This window comes from Cytobacillus oceanisediminis (assembly GCF_004366035.1).
In the GTDB taxonomy this organism is placed as follows: domain Bacteria; phylum Bacillota; class Bacilli; order Bacillales; family Cytobacillaceae; genus Cytobacillus; species Cytobacillus oceanisediminis_C.
Genome location: NZ_SOEE01000009.1, coordinates 30,961 through 56,088 on the forward strand (window position 1 = coordinate 30,961; position 25,128 = coordinate 56,088).

22 protein-coding genes and 1 pseudogene are annotated in these 25,128 nt (G+C 37.7%); 6 read left to right on the plus strand and 17 right to left on the minus strand.

The genetic code is table 11. The features are described 5' to 3' along the window. Window positions 1-437: 437 nt before the first annotated feature. The 3 genes from DFO72_RS21225 to DFO72_RS21235 form a co-directional block, all read right to left on the minus strand. Entirely contained in the window at window positions 438-650 is a 213-nt protein-coding gene (locus tag DFO72_RS21225; protein ID WP_113884116.1) for a cyclase, read from the minus strand. Between the two features lie 310 nt (window positions 651-960). Next, window positions 961-1,989: a DUF3231 family protein gene (locus DFO72_RS21230; RefSeq protein ID WP_113884117.1), complete on the minus strand. Its 1,029-nt coding sequence runs from the start codon at window positions 1,987-1,989 to the stop codon at window positions 961-963. 444 nt (window positions 1,990-2,433) lie between these two features. After that, a complete protein-coding gene (locus DFO72_RS21235) occupies window positions 2,434-3,366 on the minus strand; it encodes a D-2-hydroxyacid dehydrogenase (RefSeq protein ID WP_113884118.1) in 933 nt (310 codons plus the stop codon). Between the two features lie 461 nt (window positions 3,367-3,827). Here DFO72_RS21235 and DFO72_RS21240 point away from each other — a divergent pair, with 461 nt between their 5' ends. Beyond that, a complete protein-coding gene (locus DFO72_RS21240) occupies window positions 3,828-5,240 on the plus strand; it encodes a PQQ-dependent sugar dehydrogenase (protein WP_113884119.1) in 1,413 nt (470 codons plus the stop codon). Between the two features lie 83 nt (window positions 5,241-5,323). On the opposite strand, the gene DFO72_RS21245 is transcribed toward DFO72_RS21240, so the two are convergent. The 6 genes from DFO72_RS21245 to DFO72_RS21270 all read right to left on the minus strand — a co-directional run bounded on the left by DFO72_RS21245 (window position 5,324) and on the right by DFO72_RS21270 (window position 9,538). Continuing rightward, complete coding sequence (locus DFO72_RS21245; protein WP_113884120.1) at window positions 5,324-5,884, minus strand: hypothetical protein; 561 nt, start codon at window positions 5,882-5,884, stop codon at window positions 5,324-5,326. Window positions 5,885-6,062: 178 nt separating this feature from the next. Further along, on the minus strand, window positions 6,063-6,440 hold the full coding sequence (locus tag DFO72_RS21250; protein WP_113884121.1) for a cupredoxin domain-containing protein: 378 nt from the start codon (window positions 6,438-6,440) through the stop codon (window positions 6,063-6,065). 138 nt (window positions 6,441-6,578) lie between these two features. Continuing rightward, window positions 6,579-7,469 (minus strand): mechanosensitive ion channel family protein, encoded by an 891-nt coding sequence (locus DFO72_RS21255; RefSeq protein ID WP_113884122.1) that lies wholly within the window; start codon window positions 7,467-7,469, stop codon window positions 6,579-6,581. A gap of 342 nt (window positions 7,470-7,811) precedes the next feature. Then, a complete protein-coding gene (locus tag DFO72_RS21260; RefSeq protein ID WP_395858195.1) occupies window positions 7,812-8,138 on the minus strand; it encodes an RNA polymerase alpha subunit C-terminal domain-containing protein in 327 nt (108 codons plus the stop codon). Between the two features lie 272 nt (window positions 8,139-8,410). After that, entirely contained in the window at window positions 8,411-8,893 is a 483-nt protein-coding gene (locus tag DFO72_RS21265; RefSeq protein WP_113884124.1) for a DinB family protein, read from the minus strand. Between the two features lie 222 nt (window positions 8,894-9,115). After that, window positions 9,116-9,538: an Lrp/AsnC family transcriptional regulator gene (locus DFO72_RS21270; RefSeq protein WP_113884125.1), complete on the minus strand. Its 423-nt coding sequence runs from the start codon at window positions 9,536-9,538 to the stop codon at window positions 9,116-9,118. Window positions 9,539-9,693: 155 nt separating this feature from the next. Between DFO72_RS21270 and DFO72_RS21275 the strand changes: the two genes are divergently transcribed. Continuing rightward, the gene (locus DFO72_RS21275) at window positions 9,694-10,245 is read left to right on the plus strand and encodes a cysteine hydrolase family protein (RefSeq protein ID WP_113884303.1); all 552 of its coding nucleotides are present in this window, start codon (window positions 9,694-9,696) and stop codon (window positions 10,243-10,245) included. Window positions 10,246-10,309: 64 nt separating this feature from the next. Further along, on the plus strand, window positions 10,310-10,510 hold the full coding sequence (locus tag DFO72_RS21280) for a DUF1272 domain-containing protein (protein WP_113884126.1): 201 nt from the start codon (window positions 10,310-10,312) through the stop codon (window positions 10,508-10,510). Window positions 10,511-10,934: 424 nt separating this feature from the next. Here the strand turns inward: DFO72_RS21280 and DFO72_RS21285 are convergent, their stop codons facing one another. After that, the gene (locus DFO72_RS21285) at window positions 10,935-11,354 is read right to left on the minus strand and encodes a VOC family protein (protein WP_113884127.1); all 420 of its coding nucleotides are present in this window, start codon (window positions 11,352-11,354) and stop codon (window positions 10,935-10,937) included. 538 nt (window positions 11,355-11,892) lie between these two features. Beyond that, window positions 11,893-13,185, minus strand: a complete 1,293-nt coding sequence (locus tag DFO72_RS21290; protein WP_113884129.1) for an IS110 family transposase — start codon at window positions 13,183-13,185, stop codon at window positions 11,893-11,895. Between the two features lie 286 nt (window positions 13,186-13,471). Here DFO72_RS21290 and DFO72_RS21295 point away from each other — a divergent pair, with 286 nt between their 5' ends. Then, the gene (locus DFO72_RS21295) at window positions 13,472-14,410 is read left to right on the plus strand and encodes an RNA polymerase sigma factor (RefSeq protein WP_113884130.1); all 939 of its coding nucleotides are present in this window, start codon (window positions 13,472-13,474) and stop codon (window positions 14,408-14,410) included. 167 nt (window positions 14,411-14,577) lie between these two features. Here the strand turns inward: DFO72_RS21295 and DFO72_RS21300 are convergent, their stop codons facing one another. Next, the gene (locus tag DFO72_RS21300) at window positions 14,578-15,054 is read right to left on the minus strand and encodes an SRPBCC domain-containing protein (protein ID WP_113884131.1); all 477 of its coding nucleotides are present in this window, start codon (window positions 15,052-15,054) and stop codon (window positions 14,578-14,580) included. A gap of 438 nt (window positions 15,055-15,492) precedes the next feature. On the opposite strand from DFO72_RS21300, the gene DFO72_RS21305 reads away from it, so the two are divergent. After that, window positions 15,493-16,548 (plus strand): Ger(x)C family spore germination protein, encoded by a 1,056-nt coding sequence (locus tag DFO72_RS21305; RefSeq protein ID WP_113884132.1) that lies wholly within the window; start codon window positions 15,493-15,495, stop codon window positions 16,546-16,548. A gap of 620 nt (window positions 16,549-17,168) precedes the next feature. Then, window positions 17,169-17,322, plus strand: a pseudogene (locus DFO72_RS30070) (multicopper oxidase family protein); the annotation flags it as partial. Between the two features lie 198 nt (window positions 17,323-17,520). On the opposite strand, the gene DFO72_RS21315 reads toward DFO72_RS30070, so the two are convergent. The 5 genes from DFO72_RS21315 to DFO72_RS21340 all read right to left on the minus strand — a co-directional run bounded on the left by DFO72_RS21315 (window position 17,521) and on the right by DFO72_RS21340 (window position 25,100). After that, window positions 17,521-17,814, minus strand: coding sequence for an antibiotic biosynthesis monooxygenase family protein (locus tag DFO72_RS21315; RefSeq protein ID WP_113884133.1), 294 nt, complete (start codon window positions 17,812-17,814; stop codon window positions 17,521-17,523). A gap of 799 nt (window positions 17,815-18,613) precedes the next feature. After that, window positions 18,614-20,161: a glycine betaine uptake BCCT transporter gene (locus tag DFO72_RS21325; protein ID WP_113884134.1), complete on the minus strand. Its 1,548-nt coding sequence runs from the start codon at window positions 20,159-20,161 to the stop codon at window positions 18,614-18,616. Window positions 20,162-21,026: 865 nt separating this feature from the next. After that, the gene (locus tag DFO72_RS21330) at window positions 21,027-22,232 is read right to left on the minus strand and encodes a PLP-dependent aminotransferase family protein (protein WP_113884135.1); all 1,206 of its coding nucleotides are present in this window, start codon (window positions 22,230-22,232) and stop codon (window positions 21,027-21,029) included. Between the two features lie 50 nt (window positions 22,233-22,282). Beyond that, window positions 22,283-23,602: an MFS transporter gene (locus tag DFO72_RS21335; protein WP_395858196.1), complete on the minus strand. Its 1,320-nt coding sequence runs from the start codon at window positions 23,600-23,602 to the stop codon at window positions 22,283-22,285. Between the two features lie 109 nt (window positions 23,603-23,711). After that, a complete protein-coding gene (locus DFO72_RS21340) occupies window positions 23,712-25,100 on the minus strand; it encodes a PLP-dependent aminotransferase family protein (RefSeq protein ID WP_113884136.1) in 1,389 nt (462 codons plus the stop codon). Window positions 25,101-25,128: the final 28 nt, after the last annotated feature.

A 25,128-nucleotide genomic window follows, 5' to 3' on the forward strand; every position in this document is an offset into this window, starting at 1 on the left:
GAGAATCGCTCTATTCCAACACTTATTAACGCCCATATCAAAATGAATAACGGAGAAAAGTTTGGCTTTATATTAAAGAAGTCATATATATAAAAGAATAGATAGCTGAATGGTGCATACATCACATGAGATAAAAAATCCATCAATTGAAAGGAAGAATTATCATTTAAATCATAATAACTAACTGGCAGCACACTTAAAATGTGATCGAAAAAGAAACCAGTAAACACGCCACATAAGAGTATAGTAACATCCTTTAAAAGTTGGCAGATACATGTAGTATTCCCAGAACCCATAACAACATTTATAAATATAAAGAAACCGAGAAAGAAACAACTCTATTCCCTCCTTTACTAACCTGCCCCATTAGTTAGACAAGAAAAATAGCCGCCTGTTGGCAGCTTGATGTTAAAGTTAATTCCTTGTCTTGTAAGTTGTTATGATTTACGTTTGTGTTTCTCAAAAACTATTTTTTTGTTAAGTATTCTAACTTCTCCAACCATAAGCAATCTCATATCCTCTGCAATATACTTCGCTAACTCCTCATCAGTTATGTCGTCACCATCAATATCAAGACGAAAATCCTGTCCTTGTAATCCACCGCCATTAGTAAACTCGATTTCAAAGTCAAATATCACTCTTTTATCCATTTTTAATTCACCTCATATTAGTCTCGGGTCGATATTATATATATTCCTGTTTAATGAAACCATTCCCTTCTTGAACTGCCTGCTCCATTTGTACAATAAAAAAAGGCCGCCAAATGGCAGCTGGATCCCTATATATAATGGATAATATTTTTCATAGCCATATGCGCAAGCATTTTCCAGCAATCCTTTCTCTCCAAGATTCCCTATCCGCCTCGTACATATTAGGGGAACCTTTTTAACTAAACTGCATCATTTATTTTATACGAAGAAAGCCCTTCTCAGGCGAGAGTGGCATCAAAAATTGCAGTAATCAGGATGATTTCTCTCTATCAGCTGCTGTTGGAGCTTGTTCAAACCATCCTTTCTCAATCATAATTCTTGCTGCATTCTCAACAAAATATGAATTTTTCATAATTGCCTTCAAATAAACCATTCCTATATCGTGCCGGCCATTTACAGCCACAGAATTTCCGAAGGATCTAATTTTCATTGAAAACATATCCATCTTATGAAAGAGCATTAACTTATCAGAAAAAGGTGAAAAAGTGGAATTAGTTATTAAGTCATCCAGAAAAGATGGCGATGGCAAATTTTCATCATGCAGTTTTTGCATATAATCTTCAATATTATTTGTGGTCAGATCTTTTCCTCGTTCGAACAATTTGCGTATTTTTTCATCCTTTGCTACTTGTGCGAATGCCATAATGAGTGCTTTACTTGTTACATTATTTTCAATGTTATCGTAAAGATGTGTGATTTCCAGAGCATGCAATGGGCGTTTATTTCCAAGGTAGCCGTTTAAAAAATCCTTATGAACAAATTTCACTTTTTCTGGAACGGGAATTAATGGGGGTTTAATTATTAATCCTTTATACATCAATATTTTTTTAATTTGCTCCATCAAATCCATGGTGGAATCCATACAATGCCTAAAAAATTTTTTTACGTCCTCTCTATACACAAGAGGTATTGCAATACTATAAATACTCAATCCAGCTTTCGATGCATACTTCAAGTAGTGGACATAGAATTCATCCAGAAATAGTCTGGGAGCACCTAAATTTACATCCTCTTCCGTAAAACCTTTAGGGATAGGATACCCCTCTTTCTCGAAAATACCTTTAATGGTTTTCATGAATTCTTCTGATAGTTGTAAAGCATTTTCCAATAAGGTTTTAATATATTTATCATCAACATGCTGGAGAAAGTATTTTAAAATACAGGATGCCATGCTGTTTCCCATATAAGTAGCCCAAAGCTTACCCATTTCTGCTGATGTTAGTTTCTCGGAGGCATTTGTTTTATAAGAACTTAATTTAATGGGTTTAATCTTTTTCATGTTAATACCTTCTTTTTTACTTAATATTTACTTCCCTTAAATTCATATACTTAAAAATATCCTTCTCAAATGGCTAAAAAGGTGATTTGCAAATTCAATCAAAAATCCGGCAGCTGCACCTATCAGTCCCCAATAGGCAGGGTCTCACGCCAACTTAAACCCTATACTGGCACCGACCACTGAAAATGCAGTCGCTAGTGCTGCTCCAATATTGATCAGTGATGTCCCATCTGACCGATGGAGATTATAAAGGAGCAGTATGCTGAACAATCCATTATCCAAAACGAGCCTTATAAAAGATTAATTAAAAGAAACACAATCATAAAATTCAGGTACTATAAATACATTGCTGCTATCCTCATTCAACAATCTGGCTCTTTTCATGAAGAAAGACGCTTTCCATAAACCTGAAAAGCGCCCACCACCGAAGATCCTTGCCTTTCATTAATACCCCTTCAAAAAATCCACCCTATTAGGTAAAGCATCATTATTTTCGATTCTTTTTAATGTATCCCAAAAGCATGAGATCGCTTCTTTCAGCTCTGTCACAGCTGATATATGAGGAGTGATGATGATATCGTCTCTTCCCCATAGCTCGGAAGTCTCTGGCAGAGGTTCTGTTTCAAGAACATCTAACACAGCGTAACGGACTTTTTTGGAATTGAGCGCTTCAATAAGCGCTTCCTCGTCCACTGTATGGCCCCTGCCGACATTGATAAAGGCAGCTCCGTTTAAATGACTGAAAAATGCACGATTAAATAGCTTACTCGTTTCTTTTGTCAAAGGCAATGTGCTGATAATCCAATCTGCCTGTGCAGCCAGCGTGCTTGCAGAGCTGGTTTTCGCCACCTTTTCGAAATACTCCTTTGGTTTCCCGCTTTGCGAGATGCCATAGACGGTGGACCCAAAACTTGAAAATACTTTTGCAGCCTCCTGCCCAATCTCCCCTGTACCATAGATAACAATCGTTTGATCCTTCATCATTTGCGGAGTTTTTGGAGCCCATTTCTTCTCCCTTTGTTTTCCTTCAAAATAGTAGTGATCTTGAAGATCTCTTAATACATAGCTTAAACAATACTCACTTATTCTTTGTCCAAACGAGCAAATAGTTCTGGTTAGAAGAATCTCTTGTTCCTTCCATCCCTCAATTTCCAAATAATTGTTTACACCCGCATTAAAGGAATGTACCCATTTCAAATCGGCCAAGCGGAAGCCACGACACGGCTTGAAACCGACATAGGCATCTGCCCATGACAAATCCTCTTCTGTAATATCATCAGCCCGCTTAAAACGAAAGCTCTGAGGTGTTTTAGCTGGCAGCAGTTCCTGGAATTCCTTTTCATAGCTTCCTGCAACCAATATATTATGTATGTTCATTCGACTTCCCCCATCCTCAATGGTATGTGCTCCCTTGCAATTTTAAATCATTGACTAAAAGATATTGCAGTCAACAACATAGCGTTCGGATTATCTAAATACTCCTTTACTAGTTCTGTTGAAAGAAAAAAGAAGAAGCCTACAGGCCTAAAATGACAATCCAGTTGTGCCCTTCTGTCACACCTAAAACATGGCTTGGCACTGCAGTGAACTGCTCTTGTTCTTCCGGAGCTCAAAAGAATTTTATATTTCCAAATTTTCATTCGGCTATTTTAACTCAATGTTATCAACTTTTTCATAAACATCTTGGTTTTTTTATTACATTTTAACATGTGAACTTGCCGTCGTATTTTATCTTTAGGCAAGAAATCTTAGACGACATTCCCCTGCCTAATTTAGTACTAATAGCCAGTTCTAATCATATTCTTATAAAAGAAAAAAATGAAGGGGTGCAAAGTCAGTTGATAAAAGTTAAGGTTGGTTTACGGCCCATTGCCAGTAAGATAAATTTACCTACTGTTTTGAAAACAGTTATACTTCCAGGTGATTCCAAGGAAAGACTATTTATTGCAACCCAGGTAGGAGAGATCTTTTACATAAGAAACTCAAGCTTAAGGACTTTTTTAGATATTCGCCACAGAATCCTAAAACTGGGTGCCTCTGGTGGCGGATATGATGAACGGGGATTGCTTGGACTAGCGTTTCATCCCGAATTTTATTATAACGGTCTGTTTTATCTTCATTATTCAGCTGCCGGGGCACAAGGACCAGGTGCACTTTCTGAATCGTATAATCCTGACCCGTGTGATCCTGGAACTTTAAACCTAAAATGGATGAATAGAGAAACACAATATGACCATATTGATACAATAGAAGAATGGATTTTACAATCGAGTGGCGGGCCCCAAAAACGAAGGACTTTACTTAACTTAAGAAGGCCATTTTCAAATCATAATGGGGTCAATAGTTTAAACTTTTCGCCAGAAACAGGAAAACTAGTTTTAACAACCGGAGATGGCGGATCAGGCTATGATCCATTTAATTTAAGCCAGGATGATCTGGAGATTGCCGGTAAAATAATTGAAATTGATGTAGATAAGAATACTTACATTATGAATCCCCCCATTGTCACACGGTTTAATGAACTCCCCGCAGCGATTCAGGAGACCCTCACGGTAATGGCTAAGGGGGTTCGCAATATTCCAGGCATTTCATTTCAACAGTTTTATAATCAGTATATTAAATATGCAGGGAATGTCGGCCAGGATTTGGTCGAGTCGATTTATTCATTTGTACATTATAAACCCATACCGGTTACTCAGCTTATTCAAGCATCTGTGATGAATTCTGAACCTGACAAGGAAGGATTTATAAACTTTGGCTGGCGAGGCTGGGAAGGTGATTTTCCTGCTTCGATTATAAGAGACTGCACTAATAATCAGAATTTGGATGAGAAGACAATGGCTTATTACAATGAAGCAGCGGCACTTTCAGCGAGTCGTCTTCAGCCTTTAACTAATTACTTTCATAAAGATCACAGACCCGATAAGTTTGAAGGAACTGCACTTACAGGAGTGCAAGCCTATATGGGGAAAGGAATCCCTGCTTTAACAGGAAGCGTTGTGTTTACCGATCTTGCCCGGAAAGATTCGCAGCCTCAGGTTAGAGGGGCTTTAGCTTATACCATCATGAGACCTAATGGTAAACAAAATGATTTTAGTGTGATCCAAACCGATTATGATTTTGGGTCCCAGTCAGCCTATTATGTTAATTTGGGGACGAATCTGAAACAGACCAGATTATATTTAGGGGTTTATGGCTCTATGAAAGTGACTGATTTAAATCAAGGCACTGTCTTTGAAATAGTTCCATGAATCATAACGATAGAATTCTGCTTAATCCTGATAAATCTCTTATAAGGATTGAAAAGAAATGAAAACCATGTGATAGAGAATCACTAAATGTTCATCATTTTTAATCTTTTAATAATGATTAAAGCCATTTCAACCCATAGCCAGCTATAAAGGAAAACAAATAAAAAGATACCTCCCGCTGTAAGAAATGAAAAGGAAGCAGAGACGGCTGGACCTAAAACTGGAAAGTGAAAAATAAATAGTAACCCCATAATTCCTAGCATTAAAAGGATTGCACCAGCAGCAATGATACTTAATCTCTTCCTGAAAAAGGAAAAAGATGCCCCAATACCAAGCCCTAACAATCCTGTTGTAAAAGGAAATATAATTAGTTCAGATGGCTGCAGGATCAATAACAACATAATTGTCAGAGAGTAGGACATTACTCCAAATGGAATGGAAAAAACAGAACATAACAGAATAGGTGCAGTGGCAAGCGGACTTAACAAATATCCTATACCTGGTAAAAGGCCGCCAGCAGCCTGTAAAATAGCAGCAATACAGGTGAAAATAGACACCAAAATGAGCTTCATTGTTTTTTTATATTTACTAAATACTTTCTGAAATAGATAAACCTCTTCCGAGATAGTCTTAAAAAAATACACCTGTTCACCTCCTTCTATAATGGATATATGTTACCTTACATTATATTTACACTTTTTAGAGGCGGAACAATTTTTTATAATCCATTTGCAGAGGAAAGTTAGCTGTATGGCTCCAACTGGTAATAATAGGGGATTTTCCTTTAGCCATAAAAAACAAGGGCCTTATTGGCCCCTGTTATTATTTGACTATTACTTTTCCAACCATTCCTTCCTGGAAATGGTACCGGCATATCAGCTCATATGTACCTGGCTGTTTCGGTTTCACGGAAATATTCATTTCTTTTCCTGGCTGAATCTCAGCATCAATTCCGAGCTTTTCCACTGTAAAGGTGTGCTCTTTCTTGCCTTTATTTTTCAATATTAACGTTGTGGATGTTCCATTCGGAATAGTGATAACCTTCGGATTAAAGTAATCATCGTTCAGCTCGACCTCAATCGATTTGACCTTAGTTGAAACACCGGATTCGGCAAATACGCCGAGTGAGCCCGGAGATGACAAAACCACAAGCATTGCAAGCACAAAGGCCAATCCAGTTACCCGCTTTTTCACAGACATTCGCAATCCCTCCTTTCCTAAACCTATTTTTATCTGATTCACAAAATTTTATCACCATAAATCATGATCCAAACTACTTTCTAAAACTTTGAATTGACAAAGATTGCTGCCCCTTGTCATTAACCGCAAGGGCTCTCTTTATGTGCTGGGTGAAGGCTGCTCAAGAATGTCCTGTGAATTTTCAATTTGAACGAACATGTTCGCGGCTGGCATTTGTACTTGATTCTTATAGAATAAAGACATTAGTTCAAATCTAACCTGCCTGGACGTTTCAAAATACTCTTCGGGTTTAACCAGGCCTACAATACAAAATTCGTACCCGACATGTTTAAGGTTTGGATTTAAGTCTGTAATCCCAATATATTGAAATGGTTCAACAGCCTCGCCCCCTAGCCTATACAGGCTATGAACTAATTTTTCATTGCAGATCACACTTGCTTTCTCTAACAATTCCTTAATTCTTGCTGGATCTTCCTGATAACTTACCGTAATCCGCTCAATAACCCGCATCCAGCCTTTATTAAAATTTTGTATCGCTCTAATCTCTCCATGCGGGATAGTAAGGAGTTTTCCCGACCATTCACGAATTTGCATAAAGCGAATACTTATCTCCTCAATGGTACCTGAACTTGTCCCGTTAAAAGTAACAAAATCACCGACACGAAACTCTTTATCCGTTAATCTTGCGAACCCCAAAATAACGTCTTTTAACATCTGCTGTGCAGCAAAACCGATGACAACACCGGCAATCCCTGCACCTGCAAGAATGCCTTTTATATCTACAAATTGACTAATTAGATAAATAACAAGGCTAATCGCAATTCCATACCTAAAAATGGATCGTGCTACACCTTGTATCGTCTTTTCTACCTCTTCATCAAAAAAATTAGACTTCCTAAAAAACCAATCAATCATACGGTTTATGACAAATGAAAAGGTGATGAGCACTAAAGCAAATAGTGTAAATCTTAAAAGTAAAAACTTCCTTATATAATCAAAAAACTCCTCAGTAAAAGTTAATAGGTCCATCCATCCACTCCTTAGAAAGGAAAATTTCAAGGATTATCTGTTACCTTCTCCTTAAATATCGTTTCCTTAACTATGTATTTTCATTATCATTCCCAGGTCATCTTCAACAAAATGGCCCAAATAAAAAAACACGTCCTGTGGAAACTTGACCGTAATGTCAATAAAACAATTAAGTAACTTACTGTTAGCACAATAGAAAATCCGCCTAAGATCCGCAGCTGGATCTGATTTTTATTGTCATTGTAAATAATGTATTAATTAATATCTGCATATAATACTGACAAAGAAAAAAGCTGCCTGATCAGCAGCAGATCTTGAAATAAAAACCTGTCAGTGAAGTTTTTATTCATTAAATGATAGCCCTTCTTCTTTTAAGGAAGTTCTCATAATAGGTAAGGAAGCTGGACCAATGCCATGAATTTTTAATATTTCTTTTTCAGTGTACTTTGATAGTTTATTCAAAGTGTCTATTCCTTGGTGAACCAATGCATTCCTTGCAGGAGCACTGAGTTTCGAAAGGAAGCCACTTTCAGGCTTATTCTCTTTATCACAGGTAGGACAGCTTTTACACTCACTACTTTTGTAAAACTTATGTCCCTTTTCACAAACCCTTAAACTTTTATCTGCTGTCAAAATAATTCCTCCAAACAAATTCTGATCCAATATCATATATTATTAATTTCATATTAGTTTTATAAACTCGACAAAAACTATGTATTGTGCTTTTCAACAAACCTGCCCCTTTTGTTTAATAAGAAAAGACCACCAAAATTGGCAGCCCTATCTTAAATAAATGCACCCTTTATTTTAACTGCAATTCTTCACAAACTCAAATTTCTCCACAAAAGTGAATATGCAACAAAACCTGGAAAAGGCGATTTGTTATAAAAGTATTATACCCATTAAGTAGAAACCGTCTAAATTAATATCTCTTTAAATTATTAATTCATATGAGAGGAAAGACCCCGACCTATAAGGTTTGCAGAAACTGGCTTTTTCCCTAATTCCCTTGCCCAAATTGATAATTGTCCTATATGATGAATTTCGTGAGCAATGGCATGTCTCATGATTTCGCCCCAAGTATCCGTCACAATTCTTCCATCTGGCAAAGTATCGTAAAATAATTGATTTTCCATGCTAGCATCCCATTTGTTCACAAAGTTTTCCACTTCTAAATGAAATTCATCGTCTAATTTTCGAACCTTGTTCAAGCTTTTATAACTATCGAAACTCTCCTGAAAGTCAGTTTTACCCTGTAAAACACGTATCCAGCTCCATTCGACATCAACAATATGGAAAAGTGTATGCAATATACTTCCCATTCCACCCGTTCGGTCCTGCAGAAGTTCTTCTTCACTTAACTCTTCACACCAACGATACCAGTCTTCTCTTACCATCCAGTTATATCTAAAAAAAGTTTGCAAAAGTGCCCCTCCCCATTTAGAAAACAAGTTAATATATTATAAAAGCAATACCAAACATTGTTAATATTACTATTTCTATAAACATAGGTTGAATTCCTTGTTCAACTATCCTGCCCCTTTTGTAGAATAAGAAAAAGCTACCTGATTCGGCAGCTGATCTTGAATATAAGCACCCTTAAGTTGAATAACCACCTTCTCCGGTAGTGCAAATTTTAAAGTAAATTAAGTTATAGGTTTATGTTTTACCGGTGATGAAAGGTTAATTAATGAAGAGGGTTGTCCATAAACCATTGAATCGTCTATAAAGTCCTCAAGAGTGTGAACTGTTTCTGTTACAACCTTTACTAAATAACTAAATTGTCCAGCTAGCCTATGACACTCTATTACACTTGGATGGGCAATGCAAAAATCTCTAAACTCCCTACATTTCTTTGTGTCATATAGTATAAAAGCAGTAACATGCTTGTTTATTTTTTCCGGATTAATAATAGCTCGATACCCTTTAATAACTTCCTTTTCCTCTAATTTTTTTAACCTCTCATTTGTTGCCGGTGTTGATAGCCCAATTTTTTTCCCTAACTCTGTCACCGACATGCGCGCATTCTTTTGCAATTCAATCAAAATTCTTTTGTCAATTTCATCCATCCTAAAGCTCCCTTCATTTTTAAAGTGTAACTTTATAAAAAGATTAATTTATTAAATATATTAATAAAAATACAATAATAAATCTATGTAAAAAGTGAAAGTGAATTATTACAATTAAGTTATTAAATCTATGGGAGGTAATGACATTGATAAAGCTGCATAATAACGTCCCGTTAATTGTAATCGATGTCCAAAGCGCTTTTGATGATTCCAGTTGGGGAAAGAGAAACAATCCATGTGCTGAAAGAAATATCGAAAAGCTAATAGAGCATTGGAATTTAAATCAAAGATTAGTCATCTATGTTAAACACTTGTCAAAAAATAAAGACTCTCTTTTTTATTCTAAAAGCGAAACAAGTGAATTCAAGGAAATGATTAACCCGCTGCCAAAGGATATTATTATTACCAAAAGTGTTAATAGTGCGTTTATTGGTACTAACCTTGAAGAAATATTAAGGAAAAACAATTACCCTAATATTGTTATAACAGGCTTGACTACTAACCACTGTGTGGAAACAACAACTCGTATGGCTGGGAATCTCGGCTTTAATCCTTTTTTAGTTTCAGATGCGACTGCAACTTTTGATAGGCAGAGTTTAAATGGGGAAACATTAAATGCCGAGAAAATACATGAGATGACTTTAGCAAATTTGCATGAAGAATTTGCGACTATTAAAAAAACAGAAGAAATATTAGCAATGTTATAAAATTAAATTGGAAAATCTTGTTGTATAGTAAGTAAAAAAGAACTTAAAAAGGAGAGATTAATAAGTGGCTTTAGAAATGAGAAAGTCTTGTGAAGCTTGTGAAAACAACATATCAATAGAAACCAATGCTTATATTTGTACTCACGAATGTACTTTTTGTGAACCTTGCACAGAAAAAATGAATTATATTTGTCCCAATAGCGGAGGGGAATTAGTTACACGCCCTAAACCTAGTGGTTCGTGTCCTATTACTACTTCAAGATAAAGCAGCTTAGGAAAATCAAATTAGCTTGTACAAATGAACACAAGCATGAATGTATTTTGGCTGCTCAGAGTTCATTAACATTATCAAAGCCTCTTGTAAGTAAAATAGTCCCAACCTGTTAATTTGGTCGGGACTATTTTTTTAAAATACTAACATAAAAGTATGTGTAATTTTATAATTAACCCTGTCTCTTACTTCCAAACTAAATATCCTTCTTAAGTACTTGCCGTTAGCTTAAGTACATTCTTTAACAAAGTTATTTAAAAGTAATGATTCTTGTTACGCAGTAATGGTCTAATGTGATATTACAGCATAGACTCTTATTGAATAAACCTGCCTCAGATCTTCAACTCACAATCTTCCCCGTTATTGAACAATGAGGAGGCGATGCTCTATTAAAACATCGCCTCCTCACTTTAACTATCTATTTAGAAATAAGATATTTTTCTTTGAAGATTGGACTAAGTTCACTCCATACATCAAATTTATTACCATCTATATCATAAAAAATAAAATTTCTTCCAGAGTGACCTCTGTCCTCGATCTCTCCAACTCTAATTTCACTTTGCTTAAATTCTTTATGAATTGCTTGTAAGGCATTTAACCCATTAACTTCGAATGTTAACGAAAAACGCTCATTACCGTGAATATCAAAGAAATTGGAGCTTTGATTTTCATTAGACTTCACAAGAAAAATACTTTGATTAGCAAAGTTTAAAATAGCTTTGTCTTGATCTTTGTAGCTTAACTCTGCTCCTAGTTTATTTACATACCAATCAGAAGAAAGCTCTACATTAGTTACTGGTATATATGTTGTGCCTATCCTTAATAATTTCTCACCCATTTTTTGTCCCCTCCTAAAATTACAAAATATTCTAAATTTAAACATTCAACAAAAAATCCTTACTTCCTTCATTAAAGTAAGGATTTTATATTGATTTATGAAACTGTTATTGAACAAAACTCCCTTAATAAAAAAAGCGAAAACGGCTGTTTACTCTTTTTTTCTTAGATTTTCATAGTTAATTACCTGCCGGTAAGTCCTTAATTGTTGGGGATTTATCACTTGAAAGGATATATTTGGACCCTTAAAGAAATAAGAGTTATAATCCACTAACCAACCTATTACAGAAAATGGTGGATAAGTAAAATTATGATTGCACTGGTGGATGTCCACATTTCTCATGGAGGTCAACCCTCCCATGCCTCACAGAGTCTTCGCTCTCAAATTCCTTCGTCCAACCTTTCCATGAGGTGGATGTCGGCCATGCTGCCCCACAGGGTCTTAGCCCGTAATTTAGTTGCTTTGCCGACTAATCCGTGCTTCAAATGTCTCCAAAACTATAAACCAAAAACTATTACTAATCTAAATGAAACCAGAACTAAGCGGCCAGTTTTGCCTTCTTTGATCCTGCCAAGTGAGGGATGTCTTTTAACATCTTTTCTTCACTAAATTCAAATTGCTTTTTACTTATACTGAAGAAAATACGAATCAATTTATTACACAAAGCGATAAGGGACTGCATCTTCTTTAGCGGGTTGTCCGGCCGTTGTGTAAAGTACGCATGCAGGGCCTTAAAAGCTGAATTTTTGGCAACTAGAATCATGCAAACCCTAAACAACAGAGCCCTTAGCTTCTTCCGACCTCTCTTGGAGATAGTGGTTTTTCCTTTGTGCTTTCCAGACGTATTTTCCTTCAGACTCAAGCCAGCCAATTTAATTATTTGTCGGGGGTGAGTGTACTCACGTAGGTCACCTACTTCCGCAAAGAAACCAGCGACTGTATCTCTTCCAACACCCTTGATAGCTAACATTTGGGCTACACCTGGGATTTCATCAAGCAGGGAATCTATTTTTCCGTCCAATTCTTCGAATTCCTTCTGAATCAATTCATATTTAGCCAGAAGAGTTTTCAGCTCCATTTTTGCCATCTCAGAGCCTTGGCGAAGTCCGATGGACTGACTCGCTGCTTGCTTTAACTCCCTAATCTTATTAGCACCTACACTTCTTTTTACGGATTTTCTTAAATGGATAAGCAATTCATCTTCTGTGAAATTTGCTATTTCATGCGGTAGAGCATAAAGCCGTAAGAATTGTAATGCAGCCTTACCCTCCCACTTCTTAAAGACCTTAAGGAATTCCGGAAAATACCGGTCAATCCAATTATGCACCTGGCCCTGGACCGTTTGAAGGTCCTCGGTTAAAAGATCGCGTATTTTCTTTGCCACACGGAGTTCGGCATAAACACCTTGCGGTATGGTAGGTTCGGCGTATCTTCCGTCCTTGACCAGTTGGGCAATGACCTTGGCATCTTTTACATCATTTTTAGTTGGAGAATTATCATCAAGTTCCTTGCTTTTCTTGACGTGCAAGGGATTTACAGCTACAAACTTTATCTCGTTCTCTTTTAAAATGTGAGCCAGGTTAAACCAATAATGACCTGTTGGCTCCATACCGACAATCACTTTCTCCATACTATGTGTTTTCTTCGTTTCCGAAATCCAATGAAGAAAATGCTCAAAACCTTCTTTTGTATTTTCAAAATAACAAGGGGATCCAAACTCCGTTCCCCTGAAATCCTGGGCACGTGCCACATGCTTGAATTTCGCGATATCCACCCCTATAATCAGGGTGTAAGGAGTAATTTGAGCAATCTTCTTATTCTGGGTTATAATTCATTTTAAAGCCTCCTGGTATTTGAGTAATGTCCTTTTCGCTTCCCGGCTTCAGGACTCTCTCATTCTACCAAGAGGTTATTTTCTTGTTCAAACTCCATTTTCCTTCATTACAGGAATGCTGCCCCTTTTGCTGAATTTTGAAAAAACTGCTCGTTTTTTCAACTAGCATCTCCGAAAAAGTAAAGACAATTTTATTGAGTTTCTAAAATATCTTCTCCAAAGCCGTATAATTCTTCAATATACAATCGTCTATTTAGTATATTGACAGTAGGAGGAATTTTTCATGAAACCAATTGATCACATTACCAAGGATATTGTAGATGAAACCAGGAAGGCAAGAAGTGAATTTTTTGAAATAATCTCTGACTATTCAACTGATTTATGGAATTATTGTAAATATCTCACCGGCTCCCCTTGGGATGGTGAAGATCTATATCAAGAATCGATTATAAAAGCGTTTGGCCTTCTCCCTCAACGGTGGAGTGAAATAACCGACAAAAAACACTATTTATTTAGGGTTGCAACAAACACTTGGATCGACCTATGCAGAAAGCTAAAGCGGGAAGTAGGATTATTAGATGAAGTATCTGAAGCTAACGAAGATTTCTCGAATCCTCTATTATTGGAAGAGGTCTTAATATCATTGGATGATATATTGACACCTAAACAACTTGCCGCATTTCTATTATTAAATATTTTTCAATTTAGTGCTGAAGAAGTAGCCGGTATCGTACAAAGCACTCCTGGAGGGGTCTATTCTTCAGTACAACGGGCGAAAAGAAAAATAGCTTCTTTTGATTTTACTCAAACAAAATCTGGTCTGTATAGCCAAGAAAAAAATGTAACGATTCAATCATACTTAGAAGCATTTAATAAGGGAGATTTAGACGGCATGTTAGAACTATTTAGTGTTCAAGCACAGAATGAAGCCTATTTGGGTTTTCAAGAATTTTCTAAAGATGAGATGATAAAAGGCTCTCTAAGGTTTGGTCTACCCGGTCATAGAGCTGATGAATTGATTCTATGGAATAAACCAGTTATCGTTGTGTTTGCTGATGGAGAACAAGGACCAGAAATTCACGATATTCAAGTACAAGAGATTGAAAATGGAAAAATAGTAAACCATAAAAGTTATTTCTTTAGAAAAGAATTTATTTTGGCTGCCGCTAAAGAGCTTGGAGTAAAAGCGCAGTTAAAAAAGCCACCGGTGGATTGGATCTAAGCATTAAGGGGTGACATTTGTTATCCCTTGTTTCATCTTAAATAAATGCTTCGTTTCTATTTAGCCTTAGAATCATTAACCTTTTAATTTATAGAGCATGCTTTATTATTCAACTAATCTTCCCAGTTAGCATAATAGAAAAAAGCTGCCTTATGACCAGTCTGCAATTATTCAACAAAGATAGCTAGATTCTCCAATGTTGATTTTAAACCGATGTCATGATCTTCTTTGCGTATTCCTTTAGGAACATTTTCACAAATAACAGTGACTCTTGTGCCTTCTGTGATGGATTCAAAAAGCCACTTCTGTGTCATTTCACCAGCGAATTCTGGAGATTCAGATTCAAATATTATTAATTGTACAATCCATTTGTCAGGAACCAACTCTAAAAACTTCCCTTGGTATACATCAGTGTTTTCCGAGGTTTTTCCAGATGATGGTTTGCCTTCTTCATAGGTAAGGGTCATTTTGTAAGTTCCACCTTCACGAGGGTCAAAATTGTCAATATGACCTGACATACCTTTAGGCGGGAGCCATGAAACTAATGATTTCGGATTTAGGAATGCCTGATAGATAGTTTTTGGTTCTGCCATAATGATTCTCGAAGCTGTATCTCTTCTATTGTCACAAGCTGCATTTTTCATAATAAAGCCAAGCCTCCTTAGACCTTTAGTTTAGACCCTTTTTCAGGTTAAACACATGTAAATAAGATTATTTCCTTTTCCTATGAAACGAGTATTACAGCTTAACTTACTTTTAAGTTAACCTGGGTTTCTACAAACACTTCCACTTGTGTTTGTATAATTCCTTCTTTCACTAATCTGCCCCTTTACAGGTATTAGGTATGGAACAGTCATTTCATTGGTCCCTCTTCCATAAGCTGCATATAAGAGTGTCACTCTGCAAATAATAGTTTTTAATTACCAATCGAAGTGGAACGTGATTGTAAACCTAATTTTTTCATTGGTAAAATCCTCTTTAGAATTAAGTTAAGGAGATCGTTATCTCATATGACTAAACTTAAACAGTTATTATGATTTGAATCGGGACACTCCTTATTCAGCCTGACGGTGGGGGAACAAATGAAAAAGCTTATCTTAATATGCCTGTCTTTGCTACTTTCAGGCTGTGTGAAAAAAGAAATAATTGATGATATTAATATTGAAGTAGGGGTCGGCTACGATGCAGCAGAGGAGGAAAAAGATAAGTATAGGGGAACAGTTTTATTTCAGGAATTTCAGCCTGATAAAAGCGTAATTAATAGGACATTTTCTGGAAATGGAAAACTTCGGCAGGACCTTATTCTAGATATATCTAAACAATCATCAGAACCAGTAGTCACTGGCGGATTAGCCCTTGCTATAATGGGAACTGAAATATCCAGAAAAGGGATTTATGATATTGTAGATTCTTTTCAGAGAGATGCAAGTATAGGGTCACGAGTATTTGTTGCTACAGCGGAGGGAACAGCAGAAGACTTGCTTAAAGGCGAATATGGAACCCTAGGAAATTCAACCTATATCCATAATCTTATACAGCATAATATTGACCATCGGGATGTGCCCAAAACCAACTTGCACATTCTTATCCGTGATTATTTTCAGAAAGGTAAGGATCCCTTTCTGCCCCGCCTAAAGAAAGTTGGGAATGATAAAGTTGGAATAAGCGGAATTAGCCTTTTCCAAAACGATAAAGAAGTAGACATCCTCCCTGTGAAAGATATGTTCTTTTTTAAATTGCTGGTAGATAAGTATAGTGAAGGAAACTTCGATGTAAAGCTAAAAAAGGGAGATAACGCTGCTGTAAAGAGCATAAGGTCAAGCCATAAAATCAGGTTGACTGATAACTACGCTTCCATATCCATTAAAATTGAAGGCATTATACGTGAGTATACGGGAGAAGATTTAGCCCCTAACGTTGGTGATATTGAAAAAAATCTGGAGAGGAAAATTGAAAAGGAATGCTTAAGGCTATTAAAACAATTTCAGGATCTCGGAATTGACCCGGTTGGGCTGGGTCAAAAGAAAAAAACCATGAATCGGAACTTTGACTTTAAAAAATGGTTAGATGAATACAAAACTTTAAGCTTTGAGGTTAAATGTGATGTAGTAATTAAAGAAACAGGAGTTATTGAATAGGAGCGGATATTAGGTCCGTCCTAGCTTTCTTTTCGAAAAACTCATCAAAGTGACTTGCTGTTGCTTTATCCGCCTCTTCCAATCCTGGCATAACATATTCATGCTAGTTGAAATATCAGCATATCCTAATCTTTCGCTAATTACTTTTGCGTGAACTCTTCTTTTATGAGTAATGTTGCTGAAGTATGCCTAAGATCATGAAAGCAAATATGTTTAAAGGCATGTTTTTTGGTAAATCTTTGCCACCATTGGCCGATACTGCCTGACGGATAGGTTTTCTGAATTCTTTTCCAAAGATAAACTCTAGTTTCTTTAACATCTCAAGTAATTCTCTCGGACACTAACTGTTCAGTCTTTCCCTATTTTGATTGCTTTTATCTGTACGCCTTTGCCTTTGATCTCTGTAATAGGTTGCTCGATTCAAATAGTTCCTTTTTCAAGGTCAACATGTTTCCACTCAAGTCCAGCAAATTCACCTTCTCTAGCTCTTGTAAAACTGCCAAGAAGATGAGTGTTTTCAAGAATAACTTATCATCAAATATCTGCATTAACTGGCCAAGTTCTTCCTTTGAATAAACTTTAATGCCTCCTGGTATTCCTTTATTACAGGAATGCTGCCCCGTTTGTTGAATAAGAAAACGATAGAAGGCAACCCTTTGCACCTGCACAGTCACTTCTTCCAGGTCCTAAGCAAGAATGGAAACCCTGTTAACAGGCAATTGACTAATTCACTGTCACGATCTTCATCACGCATCAGCTGGAATGGTTAAATAAGACGGATTTAAGCCAAGATTTACACCTGACCCAAATGCCAATTATAAACCTGAATAGCAGGATCTCATTTATATTTTTTCAGGCACTGATGAGGTTTCCTTCATCGGAAAGAAGCAGGATGTATCACCTAATGGTTCAGCAAAGTATTAAAAGATAGCCTCCTTATGTCTGTAAGGAGGCTGTTAACTAAAACACCAATTAAAGAGGAACGATTTCAAAATGTTCAACTGCAGGAAACGGATCATAAAAATGGTGCAGCTGTCTTTTCCATTCTTGATACTCTTTCGATTGTCTAAACCCAACTGTATGGGCCTCTAATGATTCCCACTTTACAAGCAATAAATATTTTCCCTTAACTTCCATACATCTCTGGAGCTCGTGAGATATGTACCCTTTCATGGAAGCAATAATTTTTGATGCTTCACAAAAGGCTTGTTCATATTCCTCCTCCATCCCTTCTTTTACTTGCAGCATGACTGCTTCTAAAATCATGTAAAATATCCCCTTTCCTAGATTGTTCATATACAAGATAGCTCCCGATTACTAATTAATGATTACAAGAAAATGTTTTGGGCAGCTGGTCTTGCAAAAAAACACCCGTAAGCATTTCCTCACAATTTAATTAATTTTCACACTTTATTTATTAAAGGAATGCCGCCCTCTAAGTATAATAAAAAGCGATTCCTCCATTATGAAAACTCACCCCTTATGTTAATAAAAATGAAAATTTCAATTTTCACTAAACCATTTGCGTAATTGATTTATATCGGCTTGATGATACCTGCTATGGTCTGCTATATGCCATATCCCACATTGGATAACCTGTCCCGGCTATTCAAAAAGGCAAGCTGCCATTTGGACGCAGATCGAAACCTTATACCAAATACGGGTCCGGGATGATTCGTATTGGGACATTTTCCAGCGCAAAAACTCATTCGCTCCCTACATGATCAGAGTTTTTTTGAAGAAATTACCTTGAAGATTGATTTTGAACTTTTGCTTGGTGATTAAACTCCTTCAATAAGAGAGTTCACTGCTAACAGACCCCTTTGAGAGGCGAGTCTCAAAAGGGGCAGATTCTATATGCAGCAAAGTAAACACATCAGACCTGGTTAGATAATGTTTTTCTTTTAACTGATTGCATTTTTAATTTGCTTGGATTTCTCATCCACGCTTTACCCCTCCTTTCAAATATAATTGTCATTTCTAAAATTGCAAATTATTGATTTACTAATAAAAAAAAGCAACATCCCAACCAAAGTTGAAATGTTGCCAGTTTAATAAATATTGTTTATCCGGTTTCCTGAACATCCTTTTTGCTTTGCTTTTCCTTCCGATTCATTCTAATCTGACCTAGTCCGAGCTCTTTTGCTTCCTGTTTTAAAGATTTTAGTAAGCTGACTACCATTAACACCAAAATGACTGAAAATGGAAGAGCTGCGATGATCATGGTGTTTTGAAGAGCCTGCAGGCCACCAGAATAAAGGAGAGCAATCGCAATAATCGAGAGAAGAACTCCCCAAGTTACTTTTATCGGTGTACTTGGATTTTGCGATCCATTCGTTGTCATCATCCCTAAAACGAATGTACCAGAGTCAGCTGATGTCACAAAGAACGTAACAATGATCAAAATGGCTAACAGGGATATTGCCATGCTGAATGGAAACCCTTCTAACACGCCAAAAAGAGATTCCTCGGGAGCCAATGACGAAATTGAAAGCATCCCTGCAGATTCAGTGAAAATGGCCGTACCCCCAAAGGTTGTAAACCATATGAATCCAATTAGTGACGGAACGAGAAGAACACCTACAACAAACTCACGAATCGTTCGGCCTTTTGAGACCCTGGCAATAAACACACCAACAAAGGGAGACCAGGCAATCCACCATGCCCAATAAAAGATAGTCCACCCATTAATCCAGCTGCGTCCCTCTTCGTTCAGGGGGGCAATCCGAAAACTCATGTTAATGAAGTTTTGCATATAAGCCCCAACCGTATCGGTAAATAAGTTAAGGATAAAAAGTGTAGGTCCCAAAATAAACACAATCAGGAAAAGGAGAGCCGCAAGCCCCATATTCATATTGCTTAGCACTTTAATCCCCTTGCTTAGACCTGTTAAAGCAGAAATCATAAATAAGACTGTCACAATGAGAATAATAATGGTTTGGTTTGTCATCGTACTAGGCACATCAAAAAGGTAGGAAAGCCCCCCGTTGATTTGCATGGCACCAAATCCCAAAGAGGTAGAAACCCCTAAAACCGTTGCAATAACCGCAATGACATCAATTGCCTTTCCTACAGCCCCGTCCGAGTGTTTCCCAATCAGCGGCCTTAAGGTTCGGCTAATTAAACTCAGTTCCCCTTTTCTAAAAGTAAAATAAGCCAAAGCCATCGCAATCGAACCATAGATAGCCCATGCATGGATCCCATAGTGAAAGAAAGTAAACCTCATCGCATCCTTAATCCCCTGATCAGTACCCTCTTGGCCAGTAGGCGAACTAATCATGTAATGGCTGATAGGTTCATAGGTGCCATAAAAAATTAACCCAATTCCGATTCCTGCACTAAAAAGCATCGCAAGCCAAGTTGGACGTGAAAACTCAGGCTTATCCTCCTGCTTCCCGAGCTTTATCCGGCCAACTGGACTTACTAATAAATAAAAACAGACGAACACAAATAACGAAACAATCACAAGGTAATACCACCCAAACGATTCCGTAATCACGCCTTGTGTACTGCTCGTGATCTTTTCTAACGATGCTGGCATTGTAATGCCCATAAGAACAAGACCAGCCATTATTGCTAGTGATACATAAAAAACAGTTGAAGCATTTTTCATATAAAGTTTTAACTCCCATCATTGATTTATTCGCAGAGGGTTACTTCGATTGGTGAACAAATCAAATGCAAAACAAGTGATTCAAGTATTTTTTGTGAAGTAATACGAAAAGACCCCTTTGAAAATTGCGAAAATTCATTTATTATAAACTGATCATTCTTACTAACGTAAAATCACCATTGTCCATCTTTTGGGTATGGGAAAAGTAGATAGATAAATACGGCAGAGGTATTTTGGTTATGAATTATTTTACGGGCTTGTTGGGGAATAATTAAATTTTAACAAAATGTACTGAACCAATCACATACGAAAAAGAGGCTTAAATAGGATTCTAGTCTTTCATTCCCTGCTTAGAAAGATTCTACTAGACATATTCTTAAAATAGCTCCCGGATCCTCTAGTACAGTCAATATTACAGGTGAAAACTTGATACGCGGTATAAAATCCTAATCTCACACGCTTAATTCTCATTTTCTCTTTCAAGATTTTCAAAGGTGAGTTTATTTGGAGCTCAATAAATAATTTTGAAGTGAGTACCAATCGCTTTGTCTGATTTCAGCAGATAAGTAAATATGGATATTGGATTTCCTCTATTATTTTCAACTTCCGCTTATTAACTATGATTAAGAAACGCCCGCTTTCATTAGGAAATTGGGCTTTTCTTTTTATATCATTATTTAACAATATACTCGGCACCTTACCTCTAATGATGGCCAGGTTATTGGGTGAGGAACATTTGGTTATTCCGACATTTTCCAAAAACCGCTTTCGTAGTGTGAGTTTAGATTGACTGCTGGTTATAGAGTATTATTTCGTCTTGCAGATATTAAAGTAAACCAAATTGGGGCACAACATCTTCTTTCCGTCAGACAGTCAGCATTGAATCTTTTTGTAATTCCCGGTGCAATACTTCTCCCATACGCTTAACCCCTTCAACAATTTTCTTTTTGGACATATTGGAGTAATTTAAACGCAATGTATTTGTTTGTGTTCCATTTGGAAAAAAGGGAGCGCCAGGTACACAAGCAACATTGTTATTCAGGCACTCTGTAAATATATGCGCTGAATCAATGCCCTCTGGAAGCTCAACCCAAATAAATAATCCGCCTTCCGGCTTACTGTAAGATATATTATTGGGGAAAAATTCTTCAATGCAGGATAACATTGCTGTGCACCTTTCTTTATAAACAGCTTTTATTTTATGAATGTGCTCTTCCATATCGTAAAGTTCCATATACTTTGCCGTAATTCTTTGAGCAAAGCTATCAGTGTGCAAGTCAGCTGTTTGCTTAAAAGCAACATACTTATCAATAAAAAATGGGTCTGCACAAATCCAGCCAAGCCGAAGACCGGGAGCGAAAATCTTCGAGAAAGTGCTTAAATAAATGACTCTGCCTTCTGTGTCAAAATGTTTTACTGGAGGGATTTCCTCTCCGGCAAATCTTACAGCACCGTAGGGATTATCCTCTACAATCAGCACATCATATTGATTAGCAAGCTCAATCATTCTTTTTCGCCTTTCAAGTTTTAAGGTGCGGCCAGTAGGGTTTTGGAAATCAGGGATCGTATAAATAAATTTTGCATGGGGATGCTCTTGCAGCCTTTTCTCCAGCTCTTCCATCAACATTCCATCTTCATCCATTGCTACTTCAATAAATTGGGCCTTATATGACTTGAATACATTAATGGCGGCAAGATAGGTCGGGCTTTCACAAATAATCGCATCTCCCTCATTGATAAATAATCTTCCCGTAAGGTCGATTGCCTGCTGGGATCCGGATGTAATAAGAACATTTTCAAAGCTGGAGTCAATCCCAGCCATTTTCATTCTCTGACAAATAGCTTCTCTCAAAGGAATATAGCCTTCAGTTGTACTATATTGAAGGGCAGCCGCACCATCTTCATTCAATACAGCATTGCATGCATCCTTTAGAGGGTCTATAGGAAACAGCTCCGGGGCTGGCAGTCCTCCCGCAAAAGAGATTACTTCTGGTCTTTCTGTTATTTTTAATATTTCACGTGTCTCAGAAGATGTTACAAAGCGAGCTCTCTCAGCAAATTTATGTTCCATTTATAAACATTCCTTTTTAATTTTTTGGAGTTAATTATCATACAGAAAATTCAGTCACTTATGCTTATACTTTTCTCTTTTTGATGGATACCTGCCCAAAAAACGAGGGGGATCAGCAGTAATGAAAGGGCAGCACCAGAAATTGAAAGGGCTGCATAGCTGGAGTATGCTACAACTATTCCGGATACACCTCCTCCTAATGCTCCTGATAAAGCAATCCATACATCGATAGAACCCTGCGTTTTAGCCCGAGTAGAAGCGTGAGTTGAATCTACAAGAATGGCGGTGCCGCTAATTAAGCCAAAATTCCAGCCAAGCCCGAGTAAAACAAGGGCTATATTGAGTGCGGCCATTGAATCAGCAGGTCCGGCTGCAGCCAGAATGCCAGAGGCAAGCAGGGTAATAGCTGAAGCAATAACCATAACAGCACGGCCAATTTTGTCAACAAGGAAACCAGTTACTAACGAAGGCAAAAACATCGCACCTATATGAAATCCAATGACAAGCCCCACTTTATTCAAAGCATGTCCATGGTGTCCCATATGTATGGGTGTCATCGTCATAATGGCCATCATCACAAATTGAGTTAAAACCATTACGGCAGCTCCTGCAAAAATACCTCGCCTGTTTATCGATGCCAAATTCAAATTTTTCTCTAAATGGCTGGTTTTACTTTGTTCATCTGATATTGCTTTTGCCACAATAAATGGATCAGGACGAAGGAACATAAATAGAACCAATCCAGCAAGTATATACGCTGCAGCAGCTAATATAAATGGACCCGCTAAAGCAGGAATTCCTATGGATATGGCAAACTCCCCCATTACATCCACAAGATTTGGGCCGGCGACAGCACCGAACGTAGTGGAAACCATGGCCATGCTAATAGCCTTTGCCCTTTGTGCCGGGTTTGCCAGGTCTGTTCCAGCGTAGCGCGCCTGTAAGTTTGTAGCCGTTCCAGCCCCGTAGATGAGCAGTGAAATAAATAATAGCAGAATGCTGTTAGTTAAAGATGAAACCACTACTCCAATGGCACCGATGCCTCCAGCCAAAAATCCTGCCGCAAGTCCAGGACGGCGTCCAAACCGCTGGGAAAGCCGCCCCACCAGCAGCGCAGCCCCCGCTGACCCTAAAGTAAACAATGCCGTCGGAATTCCCGTAACACTATCTGTACCCAGCATATTTTGAGCTAGAAGTGCCCCTACTGTTATCCCGGCTGCAAGTCCTGCTCCGCCAAAAATCTGGGATATGACAATGACAATTAATGTTCTTTTGTATAGTTGCTGCTGTTTTTCAGAAGAATTGATGCAGCTTTGCAGCCAGGCAGAATGGGAGTCTAACACTTTTTCACTATTTTTAAACAGCAACATCTAACCTCCTTTCTAGAAAGTTCTATTTTCATAATATTCCAACTAGATTTAAATCATCTTAACACGCGCAAAAAAGCCATACAATATTATAATTGTATGGCAAACAATATTAGATAAGACTGTCTAACAGACGTTTAAGGATAATCAATCCTCTCTCAAGATCTTCAAGCGTTTCCGGGGCACAAACAGAAACTCTTACGGCCCTCTCCGGACAACTGTTTCCAACTACAAACCGTTCTGCTGCAAATACCTGTACTCCTTGCTGTTTAGCTAACGCTTCAAATTCTGCCCCTGTAATCTTGCCTGGCAATAGCAGCCAGCGAAAGATGCCTGTTTCAGCACCTAAGCACGTAAAGCCTGCCAGATATCTGTTTACGAGCTGGTTTCTGCGAATCGTCTGCTCCTGATGGCCTTCAATTAAGGCTTCAAATTGATTGGATACAATTGTACGCGCTGCCAGTTCTGCCAGTAAAGGAGAAACGGATACATTTAAATTATAAAGTGCCCTTGAAATTGGCTCCTTGAATTGACTGGGCACTGCAGCATAGGCCATCCGCAGACCCGGTGCAAACGATTTGGATAAACTTGCAATATAGATGACCTGTTCTGGTGCAAATGATGCGACTGCCGGCAGTGGTTCATTGCTGAGAAGATGGTATGACGCATCTTCGATAATGAACTGATTATACTTTTTGGCAATAGCTGCGATCATTTTTCGATTCTCAACCGACATAAAGGAAGCTGTCGGATTATGATAATCCGGAATCAAGTAAATGCCTTTAATATTTTCAGTTTTACATGCATATTCAAAAGATGCTGGACACATTTCATAGTTCTCTGTTTTTATTGGCACCAGCTGCACACTAAGCATTGCTGCAGCCGTTTTTAAGCCAGGGTATGTATGCTGGTCAACTCCAATGCGCTCTCCCGGCTTACAAAGACTTGCCAATGCAGCAGCAATAGCATTTTGACCGCCATTTGCAAATAAAATGTGATCAACGGTTGTTTCTAACCCGCCCCTGCGGATTAGCTTTACCGCTGCATCCTTTTGCCAATGGCTTTCGCCTCCCCGGCCATAACCAAACCATTTTTCATAATCTGTCTCCTGCAGCATACTTTTCAGCTGTAGCATCAGCGGCTCGAAAGAAGCATTATCCGGAAGTGTTGCCCCCATTTCAATTAAGTGCCTCGGCTTTGTATCTTCAAGTAAATACGCATTCGATAGAGCATCATAGGACACAAATGTGCCGCTTCCAACCGTTGCACTTAACAACCCCTTTAACTCACAAACTTTAAATGCTTTTGAAATGGTGCTCAAATTTAAATCTAAATAATCGGCCAATTCCCGCTGTGGAGGAAGTTTCGTTCCGGGTAATAACACTCCATTTAGAATATCCTGTTCCAATTGCCCTGCCAGTGCTTGATAAATGGGCTTTTCTGTTTTATCAATGGATGGCTTCCAGGTCATAGGATAATTTTCAAAAGAATTAATCGGCATGATACGCACCCTTTTTATACAAGTTTTC

Coding starts and splice junctions, on each gene's coding strand:
- DFO72_RS21315 (WP_113884133.1), bottom strand. CDS start 17,814: ATGATTTTAGAAGCAGTCATGCTGCAAGTAAAAGAAGGGATGGAGGAG.
- DFO72_RS21255 (WP_113884122.1), bottom strand. CDS start 7,469: ATGGACCTATTAACTTTTACTGAGGAGTTTTTTGATTATATAAGGAAG.
- DFO72_RS21305 (WP_113884132.1), top strand. CDS start 15,493: ATGAAAAAGCTTATCTTAATATGCCTGTCTTTGCTACTTTCAGGCTGT.
- DFO72_RS21295 (WP_113884130.1), top strand. CDS start 13,472: ATGAAACCAATTGATCACATTACCAAGGATATTGTAGATGAAACCAGG.
- DFO72_RS21300 (WP_113884131.1), bottom strand. CDS start 15,054: ATGAAAAATGCAGCTTGTGACAATAGAAGAGATACAGCTTCGAGAATC.
- DFO72_RS21325 (WP_113884134.1), bottom strand. CDS start 20,161: ATGAAAAATGCTTCAACTGTTTTTTATGTATCACTAGCAATAATGGCT.
- DFO72_RS21260 (WP_395858195.1), bottom strand. CDS start 8,138: ATGATATTGGATCAGAATTTGTTTGGAGGAATTATTTTGACAGCAGAT.
- DFO72_RS21330 (WP_113884135.1), bottom strand. CDS start 22,232: ATGGAACATAAATTTGCTGAGAGAGCTCGCTTTGTAACATCTTCTGAG.
- DFO72_RS21230 (WP_113884117.1), bottom strand. CDS start 1,989: ATGAAAAAGATTAAACCCATTAAATTAAGTTCTTATAAAACAAATGCC.
- DFO72_RS21270 (WP_113884125.1), bottom strand. CDS start 9,538: ATGGATGAAATTGACAAAAGAATTTTGATTGAATTGCAAAAGAATGCG.
- DFO72_RS21250 (WP_113884121.1), bottom strand. CDS start 6,440: ATGTCTGTGAAAAAGCGGGTAACTGGATTGGCCTTTGTGCTTGCAATG.
- DFO72_RS21225 (WP_113884116.1), bottom strand. CDS start 650: ATGGATAAAAGAGTGATATTTGACTTTGAAATCGAGTTTACTAATGGC.
- DFO72_RS21285 (WP_113884127.1), bottom strand. CDS start 11,354: ATGGGTGAGAAATTATTAAGGATAGGCACAACATATATACCAGTAACT.
- DFO72_RS21340 (WP_113884136.1), bottom strand. CDS start 25,100: ATGCCGATTAATTCTTTTGAAAATTATCCTATGACCTGGAAGCCATCC.
- DFO72_RS21235 (WP_113884118.1), bottom strand. CDS start 3,366: ATGAACATACATAATATATTGGTTGCAGGAAGCTATGAAAAGGAATTC.
- DFO72_RS21335 (WP_395858196.1), bottom strand. CDS start 23,602: ATGTTGCTGTTTAAAAATAGTGAAAAAGTGTTAGACTCCCATTCTGCC.